At 60.9% G+C, this 20,705-nt stretch carries 22 protein-coding genes and 1 tRNA gene; 20 read left to right on the forward strand and 3 right to left on the reverse strand.

What is annotated here, in order from left to right:
• Positions 1-33 precede the first annotated feature (33 nt).
• Positions 34-597, reverse strand: a complete 564-nt coding sequence (locus tag AZSI13_RS02615; protein WP_109039644.1) for a TMEM165/GDT1 family protein — start codon at positions 595-597, stop codon at positions 34-36.
• 84 nt (positions 598-681) lie between these two features.
• On the reverse strand, positions 682-1,146 hold the full coding sequence (gene fur / locus AZSI13_RS02620; protein WP_109039645.1) for a ferric iron uptake transcriptional regulator: 465 nt from the start codon (positions 1,144-1,146) through the stop codon (positions 682-684).
• Positions 1,147-1,241: 95 nt separating this feature from the next.
• Between fur and AZSI13_RS02625 the strand changes: the two genes are divergently transcribed.
• The 6 genes from AZSI13_RS02625 to AZSI13_RS02650 all read left to right on the forward strand — a co-directional run bounded on the left by AZSI13_RS02625 (position 1,242) and on the right by AZSI13_RS02650 (position 8,378).
• Positions 1,242-1,775 (forward strand): outer membrane protein assembly factor BamE, encoded by a 534-nt coding sequence (locus AZSI13_RS02625; protein ID WP_109039646.1) that lies wholly within the window; start codon positions 1,242-1,244, stop codon positions 1,773-1,775.
• 3 nt (positions 1,776-1,778) lie between these two features.
• A complete protein-coding gene (dapB, locus tag AZSI13_RS02630; protein WP_109039647.1) occupies positions 1,779-2,585 on the forward strand; it encodes a 4-hydroxy-tetrahydrodipicolinate reductase in 807 nt (268 codons plus the stop codon).
• Between the two features lie 242 nt (positions 2,586-2,827).
• Complete coding sequence (gene carA, locus AZSI13_RS02635; RefSeq protein ID WP_201262285.1) at positions 2,828-3,976, forward strand: glutamine-hydrolyzing carbamoyl-phosphate synthase small subunit; 1,149 nt, start codon at positions 2,828-2,830, stop codon at positions 3,974-3,976.
• 3 nt (positions 3,977-3,979) lie between these two features.
• Complete coding sequence (carB, locus tag AZSI13_RS02640) at positions 3,980-7,186, forward strand: carbamoyl-phosphate synthase large subunit (protein ID WP_109039648.1); 3,207 nt, start codon at positions 3,980-3,982, stop codon at positions 7,184-7,186.
• A 72-nt stretch (positions 7,187-7,258) separates the two neighbouring features.
• Positions 7,259-7,735 (forward strand): transcription elongation factor GreA, encoded by a 477-nt coding sequence (gene greA / locus AZSI13_RS02645; RefSeq protein WP_109039649.1) that lies wholly within the window; start codon positions 7,259-7,261, stop codon positions 7,733-7,735.
• A gap of 199 nt (positions 7,736-7,934) precedes the next feature.
• Positions 7,935-8,378, forward strand: a complete 444-nt coding sequence (locus tag AZSI13_RS02650; RefSeq protein ID WP_268807503.1) for a DUF4149 domain-containing protein — start codon at positions 7,935-7,937, stop codon at positions 8,376-8,378.
• Between the two features lie 21 nt (positions 8,379-8,399).
• Here the strand turns inward: AZSI13_RS02650 and yhbY are convergent, their stop codons facing one another.
• The gene (gene yhbY / locus AZSI13_RS02655) at positions 8,400-8,759 is read right to left on the reverse strand and encodes a ribosome assembly RNA-binding protein YhbY (RefSeq protein ID WP_109039651.1); all 360 of its coding nucleotides are present in this window, start codon (positions 8,757-8,759) and stop codon (positions 8,400-8,402) included.
• 35 nt (positions 8,760-8,794) lie between these two features.
• Here yhbY and rlmE point away from each other — a divergent pair, with 35 nt between their 5' ends.
• The 14 genes from rlmE (at position 8,795) to AZSI13_RS02725 (ending at position 20,705) form a co-directional block, all read left to right on the forward strand.
• The gene (rlmE, locus tag AZSI13_RS02660) at positions 8,795-9,412 is read left to right on the forward strand and encodes a 23S rRNA (uridine(2552)-2'-O)-methyltransferase RlmE (RefSeq protein WP_109039652.1); all 618 of its coding nucleotides are present in this window, start codon (positions 8,795-8,797) and stop codon (positions 9,410-9,412) included.
• A 116-nt stretch (positions 9,413-9,528) separates the two neighbouring features.
• Complete coding sequence (ftsH, locus tag AZSI13_RS02665; RefSeq protein WP_109039653.1) at positions 9,529-11,412, forward strand: ATP-dependent zinc metalloprotease FtsH; 1,884 nt, start codon at positions 9,529-9,531, stop codon at positions 11,410-11,412.
• A 67-nt stretch (positions 11,413-11,479) separates the two neighbouring features.
• The gene (gene folP, locus AZSI13_RS02670) at positions 11,480-12,313 is read left to right on the forward strand and encodes a dihydropteroate synthase (RefSeq protein ID WP_109039654.1); all 834 of its coding nucleotides are present in this window, start codon (positions 11,480-11,482) and stop codon (positions 12,311-12,313) included.
• Between the two features lie 46 nt (positions 12,314-12,359).
• A complete protein-coding gene (glmM, locus tag AZSI13_RS02675) occupies positions 12,360-13,715 on the forward strand; it encodes a phosphoglucosamine mutase (protein WP_109039655.1) in 1,356 nt (451 codons plus the stop codon).
• A 143-nt stretch (positions 13,716-13,858) separates the two neighbouring features.
• A complete protein-coding gene (locus AZSI13_RS02680; RefSeq protein WP_109039656.1) occupies positions 13,859-14,851 on the forward strand; it encodes a PstS family phosphate ABC transporter substrate-binding protein in 993 nt (330 codons plus the stop codon).
• 89 nt (positions 14,852-14,940) lie between these two features.
• A complete protein-coding gene (pstC, locus tag AZSI13_RS02685; protein ID WP_201262286.1) occupies positions 14,941-15,894 on the forward strand; it encodes a phosphate ABC transporter permease subunit PstC in 954 nt (317 codons plus the stop codon).
• A gap of 1 nt (position 15,895) precedes the next feature.
• Positions 15,896-16,834, forward strand: coding sequence for a phosphate ABC transporter permease PstA (gene pstA, locus AZSI13_RS02690; RefSeq protein WP_109039658.1), 939 nt, complete (start codon positions 15,896-15,898; stop codon positions 16,832-16,834).
• 61 nt (positions 16,835-16,895) lie between these two features.
• On the forward strand, positions 16,896-17,672 hold the full coding sequence (gene pstB / locus AZSI13_RS02695; RefSeq protein ID WP_109039659.1) for a phosphate ABC transporter ATP-binding protein PstB: 777 nt from the start codon (positions 16,896-16,898) through the stop codon (positions 17,670-17,672).
• Positions 17,673-17,866: 194 nt separating this feature from the next.
• A complete protein-coding gene (tpiA, locus tag AZSI13_RS02700) occupies positions 17,867-18,622 on the forward strand; it encodes a triose-phosphate isomerase (protein WP_109039660.1) in 756 nt (251 codons plus the stop codon).
• Positions 18,623-18,634: 12 nt separating this feature from the next.
• Positions 18,635-19,024, forward strand: a complete 390-nt coding sequence (gene secG / locus AZSI13_RS02705; protein ID WP_109039661.1) for a preprotein translocase subunit SecG — start codon at positions 18,635-18,637, stop codon at positions 19,022-19,024.
• A gap of 64 nt (positions 19,025-19,088) precedes the next feature.
• A tRNA-Leu gene (locus tag AZSI13_RS02710) sits at positions 19,089-19,173 on the forward strand.
• Between the two features lie 68 nt (positions 19,174-19,241).
• On the forward strand, positions 19,242-19,616 hold the full coding sequence (locus tag AZSI13_RS02715; RefSeq protein WP_109039662.1) for an NADH-quinone oxidoreductase subunit A: 375 nt from the start codon (positions 19,242-19,244) through the stop codon (positions 19,614-19,616).
• A 3-nt stretch (positions 19,617-19,619) separates the two neighbouring features.
• The gene (locus AZSI13_RS02720; RefSeq protein WP_014238064.1) at positions 19,620-20,096 is read left to right on the forward strand and encodes an NADH-quinone oxidoreductase subunit B family protein; all 477 of its coding nucleotides are present in this window, start codon (positions 19,620-19,622) and stop codon (positions 20,094-20,096) included.
• A 15-nt stretch (positions 20,097-20,111) separates the two neighbouring features.
• Entirely contained in the window at positions 20,112-20,705 is a 594-nt protein-coding gene (locus AZSI13_RS02725) for an NADH-quinone oxidoreductase subunit C (protein WP_109039663.1), read from the forward strand.

Here is a 20,705-nt window from a genome sequence, read left to right on the forward strand (position 1 = left end):
TAGAACAAAAGTTATACCCCTGCCCCGGGGGCGTCAAGCGCCTGCTGTCAGCAGGGTGGCTCCGCCTGTCAGAATGAATACCAGCGCCGCCAGCCGGCGGATCCAGTCCAGCGGCAGCTTTTTCGCCAGCTTTTCGCCGATCAGCACTGCCGGTACGTTGGCCAGCAACATGCCGACGGTAGTGCCGGTAACAACAGCGGCCAGGGCGTCAAAGCGGGCTGCCAGGGCCACGGTGGCAAATTGGGTCTTGTCGCCCATCTCGGCAATGAAAAAGGCCACCAGGGTGGTGACGAAGGCGCCGCCGTGGGAGGTCGGGGTGTCGTCATCGTCCAGGGTGTCGGGTTTCAAGGTCCACAGGCCGAAAGCGATGAAGAGAATGCCAACGGACCAGCGCAGGACGTCCGGGCTCAGCAGGGAGGCGATCCACGCGCCCAGGGAGCCGGCCAGGGCATGATTGGCCAGGGTGGCGACAAAGATGCCGGCGACGATGGCCCAGGGGCGGCGCAGCCGGGCGGCCAGGACGAAGGATAGAAGTTGAGTCTTGTCGCCGATTTCGGCTAGGGCGACGAGGAGGGTGGAGGTGAGGAAGGCGTCCATGAAAAGCAAAAGCCGGGGAGGGCCCCGGCGTCTGGGAAGAAGTGTTGGAGAAGGAGTCGGCTAACGTACTTAGCCGGCGGTCGATCAGAGGTGGTGAGGCGGAAGGGGGCGCTTTTCGCCTTCGCCTTGTCGGTGAGGGCAGTTTTCCTTCAGGCACTCGGCGTAGAGATAGAGGGCGTGTTCCTGAATGGCAAAGCCTCTTTCCTTGGCGATCTTGTTTTGCCGGCGCTCGATTTCCGGGTCATAGAACTCTTCCACCCGGCCACAGTTGATACACACCAGGTGGTCGTGGTGCTTGCCTTCGTTCATTTCGAAAACGGCACGGCCGGATTCAAAATAGTGGCGTTCCAGGATGCCGGCCTGTTCAAACTGGGTCAGCACCCGGTAAACCGTGGCCAGGCCGATGTCCATGCCTTCGGCCAACAGCAATTTATAGACGTCTTCCGCAGAAAGGTGGCGGACTTCGCTTTTTTCAAACAGGTCGAGAATCTTCAGTCGGGGGAAGGTAGCCTTGAGACCGATGCTCTTCAGGCTCTGGGAATTGCTCATGTCGCACCCTAACGGATAGGTTGGTATGGTTTTTTGGGCTATGATATACCGATTCACTTTGCTTGGACACCGCTGGAATCCCAGCGTTTTGCTGCATGAATCGCCTTTCTAGCCTTGCCTTAGATGCAATTTTCCCCCGTGGTTCCCGGACTCCCCTGGCAGCTCTCGTTCTGACGGCTGCTCTGGCTGGCTGTTCCGTACCCCGCCTTGTTACCGAATACAAGATTGATGTGCAGCAGGGCAATGTCCTGAGTCAGGATGCTGTCGCCCAGTTGCGCCCGGGTCTGAGCAAGGACCAGGTGCGTTATATCCTGGGAACACCGATGCTGATGGATATCTTCCATGGTGAGCGCTGGGACTACGTTTATCGTCTGGAAAAAGGCAAGACCGGGGAGGTGGAAACCCGCAAGTTTTCCGTCTTCTTCACTGACGGCAAGCTTGCCCGGGTAGGCGGTGACGTGGTGGCGGCCCAGGCCGGTGAGGCTGGCGCGGATGCCGTGGCACCAACCCGGCAACAGGTGATTGACCTGGGGGCCATTCCCCAGGACGGAAGTGTGCAGGCACCGCCGCCCGAGAGTGAGAGCGAGCGGGGTTTTTTTGGACGAATGCTGGATAAGGTTGGGCTGTAATTCATGAGCAAGTTGCGTATCGCCGTGGCCGGGGCATCTGGCCGCATGGGCCGGATGTTGATCGAAGCCACCCTGAAGGATGGCGAAGTGGTGTTGGGGGCGGCTTTTGATCGTCCCGGCAGTCCCGTTGTCGGCAAGAGCGCCGGCGATCTGGTGGGGCTGCCTTCCGAAGTGGTGGTGCTGGACAGCGCCGAAGCGGCCCTGAAGCAGGCAGATTGCCTTATCGACTTCACTCGCCCCGAAGGTACCCTGGAACACCTGGCCCTCTGCCGCAAGCTGGGCGTGGCGCTGATCATCGGCACCACTGGTTTTGACGAGGCCGGCAAGGCCGCCATCCGCGAAGCTGCCCAGGATATTCCTGTGGTCTTTGCGCCCAATATGGCGGTGGGCGTCAATCTGGTCTTTAAGCTGCTGGACGTGGCGGCCCGCATTCTCAACCAGGGCTACGACATCGAAATCGTCGAGGCCCACCACAAGCACAAGATCGATGCGCCCTCCGGTACGGCCCTGCGCATGGGGGAAGTGGTGGCCAATGCTCTTGGCCGCGACCTGAAGGAATGTGCCATCTATGGGCGCGAAGGTGTTACCGGTGAGCGGGATCCATCCACGATCGGCTTTGCTACCGTGCGTGGTGGTGACATCGTTGGCGATCACAATGTGATGTTCTGTGGCACTGGCGAAAGGGTGGAAATTGCCCACAAGGCGGGCAGTCGCATGCCCTACGCCTTGGGTAGCCTGCGGGCAGCTCGCTTCCTGGCAGGCAAGAAAAATGGCCTGTTCGACATGCAGGACGTGCTGGGCCTGCGTTAAGGCGGTAAGCGGCGCAGTTGACCCCACTCGGGGAGATAAAGCGTCGCGCTACGATTGCCCCAAAAGGGGGCTATCGGCTATAATCGGGCGGTTAAAAAATCAATTCGTGAAAGCGGGAGGGCGCCAGTCCATCCCGCTTTGCGTATGTACCTCGTGAAATCGGCCTGTTGTGTTATCGGGCTCGTCTAACGGGTGCATAGAGCGCACCGAGAGTGTCACGAATTCGCCGCCCGGAGTCTTTTGTGTCCCTGCTTCCTGCCTTTTCGCCCGCCCTGCTCGCCCTGGCCGACGGCACCGTGTTCCGCGGTTACGCCATCGGTGCCGAGGGTGTGACTAGCGGTGAAGTGGTGTTCAACACGGCCATGACCGGTTATCAGGAAATCCTGACCGACCCGTCCTACTGCCGTCAGATTGTCACCCTCACCTATCCCCACATCGGTAACACCGGCTGCAACGCCGAGGACTTCGAGTCCCGCGCCAACTTCGCCGCCGGCTTGGTCATTCGCGACCTGCCGATCCGCGCCTCCAACTGGCGTCTGCAGGACACCCTGCCCGATTACCTTAAGAAGTACGGCATCGTTGCCATCGCCGGCATCGACACCCGCAAGCTCACCCGCATCCTGCGGGAAAAGGGCGCTCAGGCTGGCTGTATCATCGCCGGTGCGGTGGATGAGGCCAAGGCCCTGGCCGAAGCCAAGGCTTTCCCCGGCCTGGCCGGCATGGACCTGGCCAAGGTGGTGAGCGTCGATTCCCCCTACGCCTTCAGCGAAGGCGAATGGACCCTGAAGGGCTACGAAGCCGCCCCCGCCGCCAAGTTCAAAGTGGTGGCCTACGACTACGGCGTCAAGACCAACATCCTGCGTATGCTGGCGGCCCGCGGCTGCGATGTCACCGTGGTGCCGGCCCAGACCCCGGCGGCCGAGGTGCTGAAGTACAAGCCGGATGGCGTCTTCCTCTCCAACGGCCCCGGCGACCCCGAGCCCTGCGACTACGCTATCACTGCCATCCGTGAAATCCTGGCGGCCGGCGTGCCCACCTACGGCATCTGCCTGGGTCACCAGCTGCTGGCCCTGGCTTCCGGCGCCAAGACCCTGAAGATGAAGTTCGGCCACCACGGTGCCAACCATCCGGTCAAGGATCTGGACACCAATCAGGTGCTGATCACCAGCCAGAACCACGGCTTCGCCGTGGATGCGGACACCCTGCCGGCCAATGTGCGGGCGACCCACGTGTCCCTGTTCGACGGTTCCCTGCAAGGCATCGCCCGCACCGACGTGCCGGCCTTCTCCTTCCAGGGCCACCCCGAGGCGAGCCCGGGCCCCCACGACGTGGCCTATCTGTTCGACCGTTTCATCAAGCTGATGCAAGACAAAAAGGCCGAGGGAAAGTAACTCATGCCCAAGCGCACAGACATTAAGAGCATTCTCATCATCGGCGCCGGCCCGATCATCATCGGTCAGGCCTGCGAATTCGATTACTCCGGAGCTCAGGCCTGCAAGGCCCTGAAGGCCGAGGGTTACCGGGTCATCCTGGTTAACTCCAACCCCGCCACCATCATGACCGACCCGGAAACGGCCGATGTGACCTACATCGAGCCCATCTCCTGGAAGGTGGTGGAAAAGATTATCGAGAAGGAGCGTCCCGACGCCCTGCTGCCCACCATGGGCGGCCAGACCGCGCTGAACTGCGCCCTCGACCTGGCCCACCACGGCGTGCTGGAGAAGTACGGCGTGGAGCTGATCGGCGCATCCGAAGAAGCCATCGACAAGGCCGAGGACCGGGAAAAGTTCAAGGCGGCCATGACCAAGATCGGTCTGGGCTCCGCCCGTTCCTCCGTGGCCCACTCCATGGAAGAGGCCCTGCAGGTGCAGGCCATGATCGGCTTCCCGGCCATCATCCGTCCCTCCTTCACCCTGGGTGGCTCCGGCGGCGGCATCGCCTACAACAAGGAAGAGTTCGTCACCATCTGCGAACGGGGCCTGGAAGCCTCGCCGACCAAGGAACTGCTCATCGAAGAGTCCCTCATCGGCTGGAAAGAGTATGAGATGGAAGTGGTCCGCGACAGCAAGGACAACTGCATCATCATCTGTTCCATCGAGAACCTGGACCCCATGGGCGTGCATACTGGTGACTCCATCACCGTGGCCCCGGCCCAGACCCTGACGGACAAGGAATACCAGATCATGCGCAACGCCTCCATCGCGGTGCTGCGCGAGATCGGCGTTGATACGGGCGGCTCCAACGTGCAGTTCGCCATCAGCCCGAAGGACGGTCGCATGATCGTCATCGAGATGAACCCCCGGGTGTCCCGTTCCTCCGCCCTGGCCTCCAAGGCCACCGGCTTCCCCATCGCCAAGGTGGCGGCCAAGCTGGCTGTCGGCTACACCCTGGACGAGTTGGCCAACGAGATCACCGGCGGCAAGACCCCGGCCTCCTTCGAGCCTTCCATCGACTACGTGGTCACCAAGGTGCCCCGTTTCGCCTTCGAGAAGTTCCCCACCGCCGACTTCCACCTGACTACCCAGATGAAGTCCGTGGGTGAGGTCATGGCTATCGGCCGCACCCTGCAGGAATCCCTGCAGAAGGCCCTGCGCGGCCTGGAAGTGGGTGTGGACGGCTTCGACGAGAAGACCACCGACCGGGAAGTGATCGAGACCGAATTGGCCGAACCCGGCCCCGAGCGCATCTGGTACGTGGGCGATGCCTTCCGCATCGGCATGACCCTGGACGAGATCCACCGCCTGACCCACATCGACCCCTGGTTCCTGGCCCAGATCGAGGACCTGCACCTGAAGGCCAAGTCCCTGGCCGGCCGCAGCGTCGATTCCCTGTCCCGGGAAGAGCTGCTGGTGCTGAAGAAGTGCGGTTTCTCCGACAAGCGTCTGGCCAAGCTGCTGGCCACCACCCAGACCGCCGTGCGGGAGCGTCGCCACGCCCTCAATGTGCGTCCGGTGTTCAAGCGCGTTGATACCTGTGCTGCCGAATTCGCCACCAATACGGCCTACATGTACTCCACCTACGAGGAAGAGTGCGAGGCCCAGCCCAGCGACAAGAAGAAGATCATGGTCCTGGGCGGCGGTCCGAACCGCATCGGCCAAGGCATCGAGTTCGACTACTGCTGCGTGCATGCCGCCATGGCCATGCGCGAAGACGGCTACGAGACCATCATGGTCAACTGCAACCCGGAGACCGTGTCCACCGACTACGACACCTCCGACCGTCTGTACTTTGAGCCCCTGACTCTGGAAGACGTGCTGGAAGTGGTTAATGTCGAGAAGCCCGTCGGCGTCATCGTCCAGTACGGCGGCCAGACCCCGCTGAAGCTGGCGCGGGACCTGGAAGCCAACGGCGTGCCCATCATCGGCACCAGCCCCGACATGATCGATGCGGCCGAAGACCGGGAGCGCTTCCAGAAGCTGCTGCACGAGCTGGGCCTGAAGCAGCCGCCCAACCGCACTGCCCGCAACGAAGCCGATGCCCTGGCCCTGGCCCAGGAAATCGGTTATCCCCTGGTGGTCCGCCCCTCCTACGTGCTGGGCGGCCGGGCCATGGAAATCGTGCATCAGCAGGCCGACCTGGAGCGCTACATGCGCGAGGCGGTGAAGGTCTCCAACGACTCTCCGGTGCTGCTGGACCGTTTCCTGAATGACGCCTGCGAAGTGGACGTGGATGCCCTCTCCGATGGTGACGAGGTCATCATCGGCGGCGTCATGGAACACATCGAACAGGCCGGCGTGCACTCTGGCGACTCAGCCTGTTCCCTGCCGCCTTACTCCCTGACCAAGGAAGTGACCGACGAACTGCGTCGCCAGACCAAGCTGATGGCCAAGGCCCTCAACGTCTGCGGCCTGATGAACGTGCAGTTCGCCATCCAGAACGACACCGTGTATGTACTGGAAGTGAATCCCCGTGCTTCCCGTACCGTGCCCTTCGTCTCCAAGGCCACGGGCCTGCAACTGGCCAAGATCGCCGCCCGCTGCATGGCCGGTCAGAGCCTGAAGAGCCAGGGCATTACCAAGGAAGTGATTCCGCCTTACTTCTCCGTCAAGGAAGCGGTTTTCCCCTTCGTCAAGTTCCCCGGCGTCGATACCATCCTGGGACCGGAAATGAAGTCCACCGGCGAAGTCATGGGTGTCGGCACCACCTTCGCCGAAGCCTTCGTCAAGAGCCAGCTGGCGGCCGGCGTCAAGCTGCCCACCGGCGGTAAGGTCTTCCTCTCCGTCAAGGATTCGGACAAGACCAAGGCCGTGGATGTGGCCCGTGACCTGCACGCCGCCGGTTTCGCTATCCTGGCGACCCGGGGTACCGGCGCCGCCATCGAGGCTGCCGGCATTCCGGTGACTACGGTGAACAAGGTGACCGAAGGCCGTCCCCACATTGTGGACATGATCAAGAACAACGAAATCTCCCTGATCATCAACACGGTGGACGAGAAGCGCCAGGCCATCAACGATTCCCGTTCCATCCGGACTTCCGGACTGGCTGCCCGGGTGACCATGTACACCACCATCTGGGGCGCCGAGGCTGCTGCCGCCGGTATCCGCCAGGGTGGCGAACTGGTGGTCTATCCCATCCAGGCGCTGCACGCCCAGATTTCCTGATCAACCCTAAACCCTGCCGCCGGGAACGCCCTATTTGGGGCGCCGGCGGTTTTGCTTTGATAGACACGCGCTATGAGCAAGACTCCTCTGACCGTTAAAGGCGCTGAAAAACTTCGCGCCGAACTGCACCGCCTGAAGACGGTGGACCGGCCCAGCGTCATCGCCGCCATCGCTGAAGCCCGCTCCCATGGCGACCTCTCGGAAAATGCCGAGTACGATGCCGCCAAGGAGCGCCAGGGGTTCATCGAAGGACGTATTCAGGAAGTGGAAGGCAAGCTGGGGCATTCCCAAATCATTGATCCCCAGGCGCTGGATGCGGATGGGCGCTGTGTTTTTGGTGCCACCGTGGATATCGAGGACCAAGATTCCGGTGATCAGGTGACTTACCAGATCGTTGGTGAGGATGAGGCGGACATCAAGGAAGGCAAGATTTCCTTCAGTTCCCCCATGGCCCGGGCCCTTATCGGCAAGTACGCCGGTGATATCGCCCAGGTTCAGGCCCCTGGCGGTCTGCGGGAATACGAAATCCTGGATGTGCGCTACGTCTAACTCCGGGAATTGCGGCGCCTTTCCTTGCTGCCTCTGCCTTTCGTACCGTTGTCGGTCATGCCCGGAGCAATGACCACTCTTTTGGCCCCTTCGCGCTTTTTCGCCATTGGTGAGAAATGTTGATGGGGCCGAATCATTCCGGGGTGTGCCTGTGAGGCAGCCTGGTCACATTGTTGATGCTCTGGCGCGCACGGCCCTGGTGATATGGCTTGGCGGCTTGTGGGCGGTTGGCTACCTAGTGGCTCCGATCCTCTTTGGTAGCCTGCCCCGCTTGCAGGCCGGGGAGATTGCCGGTCGGCTGTTTGCCTTCATTGCCTGGATCGGGCTGATGGTCGGCGCCGGGTTATTGGTCTACGGGCGCCGCTATTTTCCGGCGGGCCGCCAGCGGCAATGGCGCCTATGGCTGTTGGGCCTGATGTGGCTTTTGGCGGCTTTCCAACTTTTCTGGTTCCAGCCGGTGATTGCCGAGATCAAGGCCCACCTGCCGCCATTGCGCGACGATGTGGTGACCTTGGGGGCGGAGTTCGCCCGTTGGCATGGCATTTCCAGTGCAGCTTATCTGCTGCAAAGTCTGGCCGGGCTGGCCCTGCTATTTTTCGGGGGAGTGGAGCGGGAGTGGTTCCGGAGGCAAGCCAGTGGCTGACCTCCGGTGGCGGGCGAGGCCTCAGGCCTGGAAGCTACGCTTGGTGCGGCGGGGTTCGCTACGGCGGCGGGAGGGGGCGGCAGCCTTGTTAACCGGTTGGCCGGATTCGTCCAGCTCCGGACGCCACAGAACCAACAGTTTGCCGATATGCTGCACCGGGGCAGCATTGAGTTGCTGGCAGATTTCCTGGAGGAATTGTTCCCGCTCCTCCCGGTTGTCGTTGTACACCCGGACCTTGATCAGCTCATGGCTCTTCAGGGAGGCGTCGATCTCCTTCATCACCCCTTCAGAGAGGCCGTTCTGGCTGATGCTGACGACGGGGTTGAGGGAATGGGCCCGGGCCTTGAGGGCGCGGCGCTGTTCGGCATTGAGGGAAAGCATAGGAAACACCTGATTCAAAACGCGGATTCTACTGGATGGCACGTTCCAAGACCAGCAAGGCGTGGCTGCAAGAACACGTCAATGACCACTATGTCCATATGGCCAAGGCCGAGGGCTGGCGTTCCCGCGCCTCCTTCAAGCTGTTGGAGATCGACGACAAGGACAAGCTGCTCAAACCCGGCGAGGTAGTGGTGGACCTGGGGGCCGCGCCTGGCGGCTGGTCCCAGGTTGCCAAGCAGCGGGTCGGGGAGGGCGGCAAGGTGTTCGCCATCGACCTTCTGGAGATGCAGGGCATTGCCGGCGTCGACTTCATGCAGGGGGATTTCCGAGAAGAAACCGTGCTACGGGAGTTTGAAGCCCGCCTGGATGGTCGCCGTGTCGGGCTTGTACTTTCCGATATGGCCCCCAATATATCGGGAGTGAATGTTTCTGATCAGGCCCGTTCCATCTATCTGTGCGAACTGGCCCTGGAGTTTGCCCGGGAGCATTTGAAACCGGATGGCGCCTTCCTGGTCAAAGTTTTTCAGGGGAGCGGTTTCAACGAATTCCTTGCGGCAATGCGGGAGACGTTCGAGGTGGTTGCCACCCGCAAGCCCAAATCGTCCCGGGATCGGAGTCCGGAACTTTATCTCCTCGGACGCCGCCTGAAGTAAGGGGCTTCTTTGCCGGCGAGTCTGCTGAAATGCAGGGTTTTCGGTTTAGAATGGCCTATTCGCAGCAATCGTGGCATTCGAGGTAGAGCCGTCTGCGTACGGCGAGAGGAGCACACTTGAACAATATGTTTAAAAACCTGGCTATCTGGCTGGTTATCGGCTTGGTCCTGATGACGGTATTCAACCAGTTCAATACCCGTCAGGTCGCCCAAGGGTCCATGGAGTACTCCCAGTTCATTGAGGAGGTGAAATCCGGTCGGATTTCCAAGGTGGTGATGGAGGGGCGCACCCTCAAGGCCACGACCTCCGAGGGCAAGCGTGTGACCTCTTACTCGCCCGGCGATATCTGGCTGGTGTCCGACCTGCTCAAGTACGGTGTCAAGATTGAAGCCAAGCCGGAAGAAGAGCCTTCCATGCTGATGAGCATTTTCGTTAGCTGGTTCCCCATGCTGCTGCTGATCGGCGTCTGGGTCTTCTTCATGCGCCAAATGCAGGGCGGCGGTAAAGGCGGGGCTTTCTCCTTCGGCAAGTCCAAGGCCCGTATGCTGGATGACTCCAACAACACCGTGACTTTCGCCGATGTGGCCGGTTGCGATGAGGCCAAGGAAGAGGTCTCCGAGCTGGTGGACTTCCTGCGGGATCCCTCCAAGTTCCAGAAGCTGGGTGGGCGCATTCCCAAGGGCGTGCTGATGGTGGGCAACCCGGGGACGGGCAAGACCCTGCTGGCCAAGGCCATCGCCGGTGAAGCCAAGGTGCCCTTCTTCTCTATCTCCGGTTCCGATTTCGTGGAAATGTTCGTTGGCGTGGGTGCGGCCCGGGTCCGCGACATGTTCGAAAACGCCAAGAAACACGCGCCCTGCATCATTTTCATCGACGAAATCGATGCCGTTGGCCGCCAGCGTGGCGCCGGCCTGGGCGGTGGTAACGACGAGCGGGAGCAGACGCTGAACCAGCTGTTGGTGGAAATGGACGGTTTCGAGGGCCACACCGGCATCATCGTCATCGCTGCCACCAACCGTCCCGACGTACTGGACCCCGCCCTGCTGCGCCCGGGCCGTTTCGACCGCCAGGTGGTGGTGCCCCTACCCGATATCCGCGGCCGTGAGGAAATCCTCAAGGTGCACATGCGCAAGGTGCCGGTGGATGGTGACGTGCGAGCTGACATTATTGCCCGCGGTACTCCCGGTTTTTCCGGTGCTGACCTGGCCAATCTGGTCAATGAAGCGGCACTGTTCGCTGCCCGGTCCAACAAGCGTCTGGTGGACATGGACGACTTCGAAAAGGCCAAGGACAAGATCATGATGGGTGCCGAGCGCCGCAGCATGGTCATGAGCGAGGACGAAAAACGCAACACGGCCTATCACGAGTCCGGTCATGCGGTAGTGGCCAAGCTGCTGCCCAAGGCTGATCCGGTGCACAAGGTCACCATCATTCCCCGCGGCCGTGCCCTGGGTGTGACCATGCAGCTGCCGGAAGAAGACCGCTACGCCTACGACCGAGAATACCTGATGAATCGCATCGCCATTCTCTTTGGCGGCCGTATCGCGGAAGAGGTGTTCATGAACCAGATGACCACCGGCGCTTCCAACGACTTCGAGCGGGCCACCCAGATGGCTCGGGACATGGTCACTCGCTATGGCATGACCGATGCCCTGGGTCCCATGGTCTACGGCGAGAACGAGGGTGAAGTGTTCCTGGGTCGTTCTGTGACCACCCACAAGAACATGTCCGAAGCCACCATGCAGCTGGTGGACAAGGAAATCCGCCGCATCATCGACCAGCAGTACGGTCTGGCCCGCAAGCTGTTGGAAGACAATCGGGACAAGGTGGAAGCCATGACCGCCGCCCTGCTGGAGTGGGAAACCATCGATGCCGAGCAGATCAACGACATCATGGAAGGCAAGACTCCCCGCCCGCCCAAGGCCACTCAGACGCCGCCCAAGTCGTCCCCGGACAACAACTCTCCCGGGGCTGCACCGAGCGCCGCCGCTACGGCCTAAGCCGCCAGGCGTTACAATACGAGGCCGGAAGGATGATCCTTCCGGCCTTTTTCTTTGTGTGATCCCCATGTCTTTCCTCCGTTGCGGCAACTACCGCCTGGCCCTGGACCGTCCCCTGGTCATGGGCATCGTCAACCTGACGCCCGACTCCTTTTCCGGTGACGGCCTGGCAACCGACGCGGATCGGGCCCTGGCCCATGCCCGGGCGCAAATTGCAGCGGGAGCCGATATCCTAGACCTGGGGGCCGAATCCACCCGGCCGGGAGCTGAACCCGCCACGGCAGCCCAGGAGCTGGCGCGCCTGCTGCCCGTCCTGGATGGGCTCAAAGATTGCGGAGTGCCGCTTTCCGTCGATACCTACAAGCCCGAGGTGATGGTGGCGGTACTGGCCGCGGGGGCCGATATGATCAACGACATTGCCGCCCTGCAGCATCCGGGAGCCCTGGAGGCCGTGGCAGCCTCATCCTGCGGCATCTGCCTCATGCATATGCAGGGGGAGCCCCGCACCATGCAGCAGCAGCCGGTTTATGGGGATGTGGTAGCGGAAGTCCGGGCTTTCCTGGCCGAGCGTGTATCGGCCGCTCGGGCAGCGGGCATCGCGGCAGATCGCCTGGTGCTCGATCCGGGTTTTGGCTTTGGCAAGCACCTGGATCACAACCTGGAGCTGTTGCGCCGCCTGCCGGAAACCACTGTGGACGGCCTGCCGGTGCTGGCCGGCATGTCCCGCAAGTCCATGCTGGGCGCCCTCACCGGGCAGCCGGTGGAGGCCCGCCTGGGGGCCAGCATTGCCGCCCATCTTCAGGCTGCCCGCCTGGGGGCCCGCATCCTGCGCGTCCATGATGTGGCTGCCATGCGGGATGCCCTGACCGTCTGGCAGGCGGTTTCTCCCTGGAACCAATGATTCCTCAATGTAGCCCTTCGGGCCTGAGAACTAGCGAGAACAGAACATGAGCAGAAAATACTTCGGTACCGACGGTGTGCGTGGCAGGGTAGGGGAGAGCCCCATCACTCCAGATTTCGCCATGCGTCTCGGCTACAGCGCCGGCCAGGTATTGGTGGCACAACATGGCCTGCCGGCGGGGGAGCGCCCGGCGGTACTCATCGGTAAGGACACGCGGATTTCCGGCTACATGCTGGAAGCTGCCCTGGAGGCCGGCTTTTCCGCCGCCGGCGTGGATGTCTGCCTGGTCGGCCCCATGCCGACCCCGGCTGTGGCCTACCTGACCCGGGCCCTGCGCCTTCAGGCCGGTATTGTCATTTCTGCCTCCCACAACCCCTACTACGATAACGGCATCAAGTTTTTCTCAGCCCAGGGGGCCAAGCTGCCCGATGTGGTGGAGCAGGCCATCGAGGCCGGCGTGGAGGCGCCCATGGGCTGTGTTGCCTCGGATCGCCTCGGCAAGGCCCGGCGCATTGAAGATGCCCGGGGTCGTTACATCGAGTTCTGCAAAAGCACCTTTCCCAACGACCTGGATTTGCGGGGCCTGAAAATCGTGGTGGATTGCGCCCATGGTGCGGCCTATCACATTGCTCCCCATGTCTTTCATGAGTTGGGGGCGGAGGTGATCTCCATCGGCAGCCAGCCGGATGGACTGAACATCAACGCCGCCGTGGGCGCTACCGCCCCCAAGGCCCTGCGGGAAGCCGTGCTGGCTCAAAGGGCGGACCTGGGCATTGCCCTCGATGGTGACGGCGACCGGCTGGTGATGGTGGATCAGGTGGGCAATATCTACGATGGCGACCAGCTGCTCTATGCCATCGTTCGCAGCCGCCTGCTCCAGGGGCCGGTGGCGGGCGTTGTCGGTACCCTGATGACCAATCTGGCCCTGGAAGATGCCTTGCGGCAGGACGGCATTCCCTTTGCCCGGGCTGCGGTGGGGGACCGTTACGTGCTCGAAATGCTGGTTGCCCGGGGCTGGCTCTACGGTGGGGAAAATTCCGGCCACATCCTCTGTCTTGACCGCCATACCACCGGCGACGGCATTGTTGCCGCCCTGCAGGTCCTGGCTGGTCTGCGCCAACAAGGCGGCAGTCTGGAAGCGCTGCTTGGTGGATTGCGCCTGTACCCGCAAAAGCTGATCAATGTCCCCATGCCCAAGGGCTTCCCCTGGCGGGACAGCCCGGCCATTGCCAAGGCCCAACAGGCGGTGGAGGCCGAGCTGCAGGAAACTGGTCGGGTGTTGCTGCGGGCTTCCGGCACCGAGCCCCTGTTGCGGGTGATGGTGGAAGGGCGGGACGAGGCCCTCATTACCCGTCTGGCAGAAAGCCTGGCGGCGGCGGTGGCGACAGCAGTGGGCGCCTGATTGGGGGTGGGGGCTGTCTGGTTGGGGCCAGCGGGTGGTTTATTACAGACATGTAACGGAAGTGTAATAGTGGGTAGGTAGACTCCGTCGGGTGCTGCAATGCAATGTTGTGTGCGTTTAACCCCTCCCAAGGAGAAAACCCGATGAAATTCGCCAAACTCACCGTCGCCCTGGGTCTTGCTGGCCTGGCCCTCTCCAGCGTCGCCCATGCCCAGTCCGCTCTGGTGAAGGTGGATGGTTCTTCCACCGTGTACCCCATCACCGAAGCGGTGGCCGAGGATTTCCAGAAAGAAAAGAAGAACGCCATCAAGGTGACCGTTGGTATTTCCGGTACTGGCGGTGGTTTCAAGAAGTTCTGTCGTGGTGAAACCGATATTTCCAACGCTTCCCGCCCCATCCTGAAAAAGGAAATGGACGCCTGCAAGGAAACCGGTATCACCTACTACGAACTGCCCGTGGCTTACGATGCCCTGACCGTCATCGTCAATCCCCAGAACAGCTTCATCAAGAACATGACCGTGGCTGAGCTGAAGGCCATTTGGGAACCTGCCGCCCAGGGCAAGATCACCAACTGGAAACAGGTGAATCCGGCCTATCCGGATGTGCCCCTGAAGCTCTATGGTCCTGGCGCCGACTCCGGTACCTTCGATTACTTCACTGAAGCGGTGGTCGGCAAGGCCAAGTCTTCCCGCGGCGACTACACCGCTTCCGAAGACGACAACGTGCTGGTCCAGGGTGTTTCCCGCGACAAGGGCGGTCTGGGCTACTTCGGCTATGCCTACTTCATCGAAAACCAGAAAAAGCTGAAGGCTGTGGCGGTGGATAACGGCAAGGGTGGCGTTCTGCCTTCCCCGGAAACCGTTGAGAACGGCACCTATGCTCCCCTGTCCCGCCCCATCTTCATCTACGTCAATGCCAAGTCCCTGGACAAGCCTGAGGTCAAGGAGTTCGTGGAGTTCTACATGAAGAACGCCCCGAAGCTGGTCAAGGAAGTGAAGTATGTGGCACTGCCGGCCAAGGTGTATGAGGCCAACAAGGAACACATGGCCAAGAAGAAGATCGGCACCGTGTATGGCGGCGTCGAGGCTGTCGGCATGAAGATCGAAGAGCTGATCAAGCGGGAAGCCCAGCTGTAATTGCTCCCGGTGGGGCGGCCCGCATGGCGGGCCGCTTTTCAGGCCCCCGGCATCGGCCGGGGCCATTAAAATAAGCGCCGAAACTTCCCATGTCCTCCACCCTCGTATCGGATACGCCTGTGGCCGTGCCCCTTGATCATGTGAGCGAGCGTTTTGCCCGGCGGCGTACCCGCCATCTGCGCGAAACCATCATCGAATTCATCCTGCTGGCGGCCGCCCTGGTTTCCGTGGCGACCACTGCTGGCATCGTCTTCATCCTGGTGAAGGAATCCCTGGTCTTTTTCGACCACGTGCCGCTCTCGGACTTTCTCACCGATACCCAATGGACACCCCTTTTTGACGATGCCCATTTCGGTATCCTGCCCCTGGTTTCCGGCACCCTGGTGAGTTCCGGCGTAGCCCTGGCAGTGGCGATTCCCCTGGGTACCATCATTGCCATCTACCTTTCCGAATTCGCACCCTTCAAGGTGCGGGAAATCGCTAAGCCTTTCCTTGAGTTGCTGGGCGGCGTACCGACCATCGTCTATGGCTATTTCGCCCTGCTGTTCGTGACGCCCCTCCTGCAGGAGATTTATCCCGAACTGCCGGGTTTCAACCTGCTTTCCGCCGGCATCGTCATGGGCATCATGATCGTGCCCTACGTCAGCTCGGTGGCCGAGGATGCCATGCGTGCCGTGCCCATGAGTCTGCGTGAAGGCTCTTACGCCATGGGGGCCACCCGCTTCCAGACTGCAGTGAAAGTCGTGGCTCCGGCGGCCACTTCCGGCCTGGCGGCAGCTTACATCCTGGGCATTTCCCGGGCCGTGGGCGAGACCATGATTCTGGCGGTGGCCGCAGGGATGCAGCCCAACCTGACCTGGAACCCTCTGGAGCCGGCGGCCACCATTACTGCCTACATCGTTCAGGTTGCCCTGGGCGACCTGCCCCACGGTTCCGTGGGTTATCAGACCATTTTCGCTGCCGGCCTGACCCTGATGCTGATTACCCTGTTCTTCAACATCATCGGCCATGTTATGCGCAAGAAGTTCCGTGAGGCTTACTGATATGAGCGACACCACTGCCGTTGCCGCCCGCCTGCAAGAAATCCGGGGCATCATTACCCGCCACAAGCGCTGGGATCTGCTCTTCGCCTGTCTTGGTCTGGTGGCCTTGATGGTTGGCGTGCTGACCTTCGTTGCCCTCTTTGCCCAGATGGTGGTGGAAGGCGGCCCCCGCCTTTCCCTGGAGTTCTTCATCAACTTTCCTTCCCGCCACCCTGAACAGGCAGGCATTCTTTCCGCCTGGGTGGGTTCCACCCTGGTCATGCTGGTGACGGCCATGGCGGCCGTGCCTCTCGGTGTGGCCGCCGGGGTCTATCTGGAAGAGTACGCGCCGAAGAATCTGCTGACCGACATTATCGAGATCAACGTCACCAACCTGGCCGGCGTGCCCTCCATCGTCTATGGCTTGCTGGCCCTGGGGATCTTCGTCTATCAGTTCAACTTCGGCCAGAGCATCCTGTCCGCCGGCCTGACCCTGGCCTTGCTGATCCTGCCGGTGGTCATTGTCGCCACCCGTGAAGCCATCCGTGCCATTCCCACCTACATCCGGGAGGGCGCCTACGGTTGTGGTGCCACCCAGTGGCAGGTAGTGCGCGATCACATCGTGCCTTACTCCGCCGCCGGCATCCTTACCGGCGTGATCATCGGCATGGCCCGGGCCATTGGTGAGACTGCACCGATCATCACCATCGGCGCCTTGACCTTCATTGCTTTCCTGCCGCCGGCCCCCTTGACTGGTGAGCCTGCTGCCGGCTTGTTCGACTGGGTGTTTGCGCCCTTTACCGTGATGCCGATCCAGATGTTCAACTGGACTTCCCGCCCGGAAGAGGCATTCCATCAGAATGCCGCCGCCGCAGGTTTTGTCCTGGTGCTGATGACCCTGACCATGAACGGTCTGGCCATCTGGATCCGCTACCGTCTGCGCAAGAACATCAAGTGGTAAGGCGCCGCCTCTATTCGAATTGACTGTGCCGGGACCACGGCGCACCTACAGGAATCCATTCATGACTACCGCAACTCCCATCGTCAAGGCTGAAGCCAAGGACCTCAATTTCTTCTACGGCGGCTTCCATGCCCTGAAGGGCCTGAACATGCCGGTCTACGAAAAGAAGGTGACCGCGCTTATCGGCCCCTCCGGCTGCGGCAAATCCACCTTTTTGCGCTGCTTCAATCGCATGCACGACCTGTATCCGGGCAACCGCTACCAGGGCGCCATCAACTTCTTCCCCGACCAGACCAACCTGCTGGCCGAGAAGGTGGATCCCATCGAAGTGCGTATGCGCATCAGCATGGTGTTCCAGAAGCCGAATCCCTTCCCCAAGTCCATCTATGAAAATGTGGCCTACGGCTTGCGGGTGCGAGGCGAGAAGCGTCGCACCATGCTGGATGAGAAGGTGGAGGAGGCCCTGCGTGGCGCCGCGCTCTGGGATGAAGTGAAAGACCGTCTCGATGATCTGGCCTTCAATCTCTCCGGTGGTCAGCAGCAGCGTCTGTGTATTGCCCGTGCCCTGGCGACGGACCCTGAACTGCTGCTGTTCGATGAGCCTACTTCCGCCCTGGACCCCATCGCCACGGCGAGTATTGAGGAGCTGGTGTCCGAGCTGAAGGAAAAGGTCACCATTCTTATCGTGACCCACAACATGCAGCAGGCAGCTCGGGTTTCCGACTTCACGGCCTACATGTATCTGGGGGAGCTGATCGAGTTCGGCATTACTGACCAAATTTTCATCAAGCCCCAGAAGAAGCAGACCGAGGACTACATTACTGGCCGCTTCGGCTGATTGCCGGTCTGGGCGATCTGCCTGTTTATGCTCTGGATCATAGAAACGGCCGGCTTTTCCGGCCGTTTTTCATGGAGCGAGAACAACTCCCGGGAGGAGTCTTTGCATTGACCGGCGGGTCTTCTAAAAGATATAATTAAAAAGTTTTATGCACTCCCGCTTTCGGGGGCGCTCCACTCGATCGAGTCTTGCTCATGCGTCAGAAGTTGGTTGTTGGTAACTGGAAAATGCATGGTAGCTTGGCGGCCAACCAGATGCTCCTGGCGGGCATCCAGGCAGGTGTGGCTGGCTTGACGGGTGTTGAGTGTGCCGTTTGCGTGCCTTATCCCTACTTGGCTCAGGCTCAGCAGCAACTTTCGTGTTCCGCTGTCGCCTGGGGGGCTCAAAATCTGAGCGAGCAAGCTCAGGGCGCCTTTACCGGTGAGATCGGGGTGGCGATGCTGGCGGATTTTGCCAGTCGTTATGTCATCGTCGGGCACTCCGAGCGGCGCGCCCTGTATGGTGAGTCTGACGCGCTGGTGGCGCAGAAGTTTCTCCGGGCTCGTTCCGGCGGCGTAAGCCCGATTCTCTGTGTGGGCGAAACGCTGGAGCAGCGTCAGGCCGGGCAGGTCCGGGAAGTAATTGCCGGCCAGTTGAATGCGGTGTTGAGTGCGGCAGGAATTGCAGGTTTTGCTGGAGCTGTGGTTGCCTATGAGCCTGTCTGGGCTATCGGGACCGGGCTTACGGCGACGCCGGAGCAGGCTCAGGAAGTCCATGGGGCGATCCGGGGTTTGCTGGTGGAATTGGATGCATCAGTGGCTGCCGGAGTGCGTGTGCTCTACGGTGGTAGCGTCAAGGCAGGGAATGCCGCCGAATTGTTTGCCATGCCCGATATCGACGGGGCGCTGGTGGGCGGGGCTTCCCTGGTGGCGGAAGAGTTTGTGGCCATTTGTCGTGCGGCCGCCCTTTGAGAAAAGAGTGACATGAATTATCTGTTTTCCGTGGTATTGGTGGTGCATATCCTGGCGGCCCTGGGGATCATCGGCTTGGTCCTGATCCAGCATGGCAAGGGTGCTGATATGGGAGCTGCTTTTGGTAGCGGTGCATCCGGTAGTTTGTTTGGCGCGACTGGGTCCGCCAACTTTCTTTCCCGCGCCACCGCACTCCTCGCGATCGTTTTCTTTTCGACCAGTCTGGCGCTTGCTTATCTGGCTTCTGCGAAGCCGAAAAGTAGTGGCAGCGTGATGCAGGACGCTGTACAATCCGCGCCTGCTTCTGCGCCGAATGGCGCACCAGCAGTGGCTGGCGGCGACGCAAGCCCTGCGCCGGCGGATGCCGGAGTTGGTTCGAAGGCGAAAGACATTCCCAAGTAATTTTTGGGTGTGGTTCTCGGGCGCGGAATGCGGTTTCCTCAGAACGCCGTGCCCGGGTGGCAGTGCCGACGTGGTGAAATTGGTAGACACGCTATCTTGAGGGGGTAGTGACGTAAGTCGTGCGAGTTCGAGTCTCGCCGTCGGCACCAATTGCAACGAGGCCTTGTCGTTCCTTGCGGGGCGGCCGGCTTCCTGAAAAGCGATAGCGCGGCGAATCATGCTGGAAAACTATTTCCCGATCCTGTTGTTCATCCTGGTCGGCATCGCCATCGGTGTTCTGCCGATTGTCCTGGGGTGGTTGGTTGCCCCCCATCGTCCCAACGCTGAAAAGCTCTCCCCCTACGAGTGCGGTTTCGAGGCTTTCGAAGACGCCCGTATGAAATTCGATGTGCGGTTTTATCTGATCGCCATCCTCTTCATCCTCTTCGACCTGGAAATTGCCTTCCTCTTCCCCTGGGCCACGATTTTCAAGGAAATCGTCGCGACCGATGCGGTGAAGTGGTTCGGTTTTGCCGAAATGATGGTGTTCATTGCCATTCTGGTGGTCGGTTACATCTACGCCTGGGCCAAGGGCGCACTGGAGTGGGAGTGAGTTATGGCTATTGAAGGTATTCTGCAGGAAGGCTTTGTCACGACTACTGCTGACAAGCTGATCAACTACATGCGTACCGGGTCATTGTGGCCCATGACGTTCGGTCTGGCCTGTTGTGCCGTGGAAATGATCCACGCCGGCTGTTCCCGCTATGACCTGGATCGTTTCGGTATCGTCTTTCGCCCCAGTCCCCGTCAGTCCGACGTAATGATTGTTGCCGGCACCCTGACCAACAAGATGGCGCCCGCCCTGCGTAAGGTGTACGACCAGATGCCGGAGCCCCGTTGGGTCATCTCCATGGGTTCCTGTGCCAACGGTGGTGGCTACTACCACTATTCCTATTCCGTGGTGCGCGGTTGTGACCGCATTGTGCCGGTGGATATCTATGTTCCGGGCTGCCCTCCGACCGCTGAAGCCCTGCTTTACGGTCTGGTGCAGCTGCAAAACAAGATTCGCCGTACCAATACCATCGCCCGCTGACCCAGGAGAGTTCCCATGTCCAAACTGGAAACCCTGAGCCAGGCCCTTCAGGCTCAATTGGGTGATCGCATCAAGAACCTCAAGGTGGCGCTTGGTGAAGTGACCATCGAGGTCGATGCGGCAGACTACCTGCAGGTCATGCGGGAGCTGCGTGATTCCGAGAGTCTGTGCTTCGATCAGCTGATCGATCTGTGCGGTGTCGATTATTCCGCCTACGGTAATGGCGAGTGGGCCGGCAAGCGTTATGCAGCCGTGGTTCACCTGCTGTCCGTCAGTAAGAACTGGCGCCTGCGTGTGCGGGCTTTTGCTCCGGATGATGCCTTCCCCGTTGTGGATTCCGTGACTGCTATCTGGGCCTCCGCCAACTGGTTCGAGCGTGAGGCTTTTGATCTGTTCGGCATCGTTTTCCCCGGTCATGACGACCTGCGTCGCATCCTGACCGACTACGGTTTTATCGGCCATCCTTTCCGCAAGGATTTTCCCATCTCCGGTTACGTTGAAATGCGTTACGACCCGGATCAGGGACGGGTGATCTACCAGCCGGTAACCATCGAGCCGCGTGAAAACACGCCGCGCATCGTGCGCGAAGAGAATTACGGGGACGTCTGA

The organism is Azospira sp. I13 (genome assembly GCF_003112695.1).
Lineage (GTDB): Bacteria > Pseudomonadota > Gammaproteobacteria > Burkholderiales > Rhodocyclaceae > Azospira.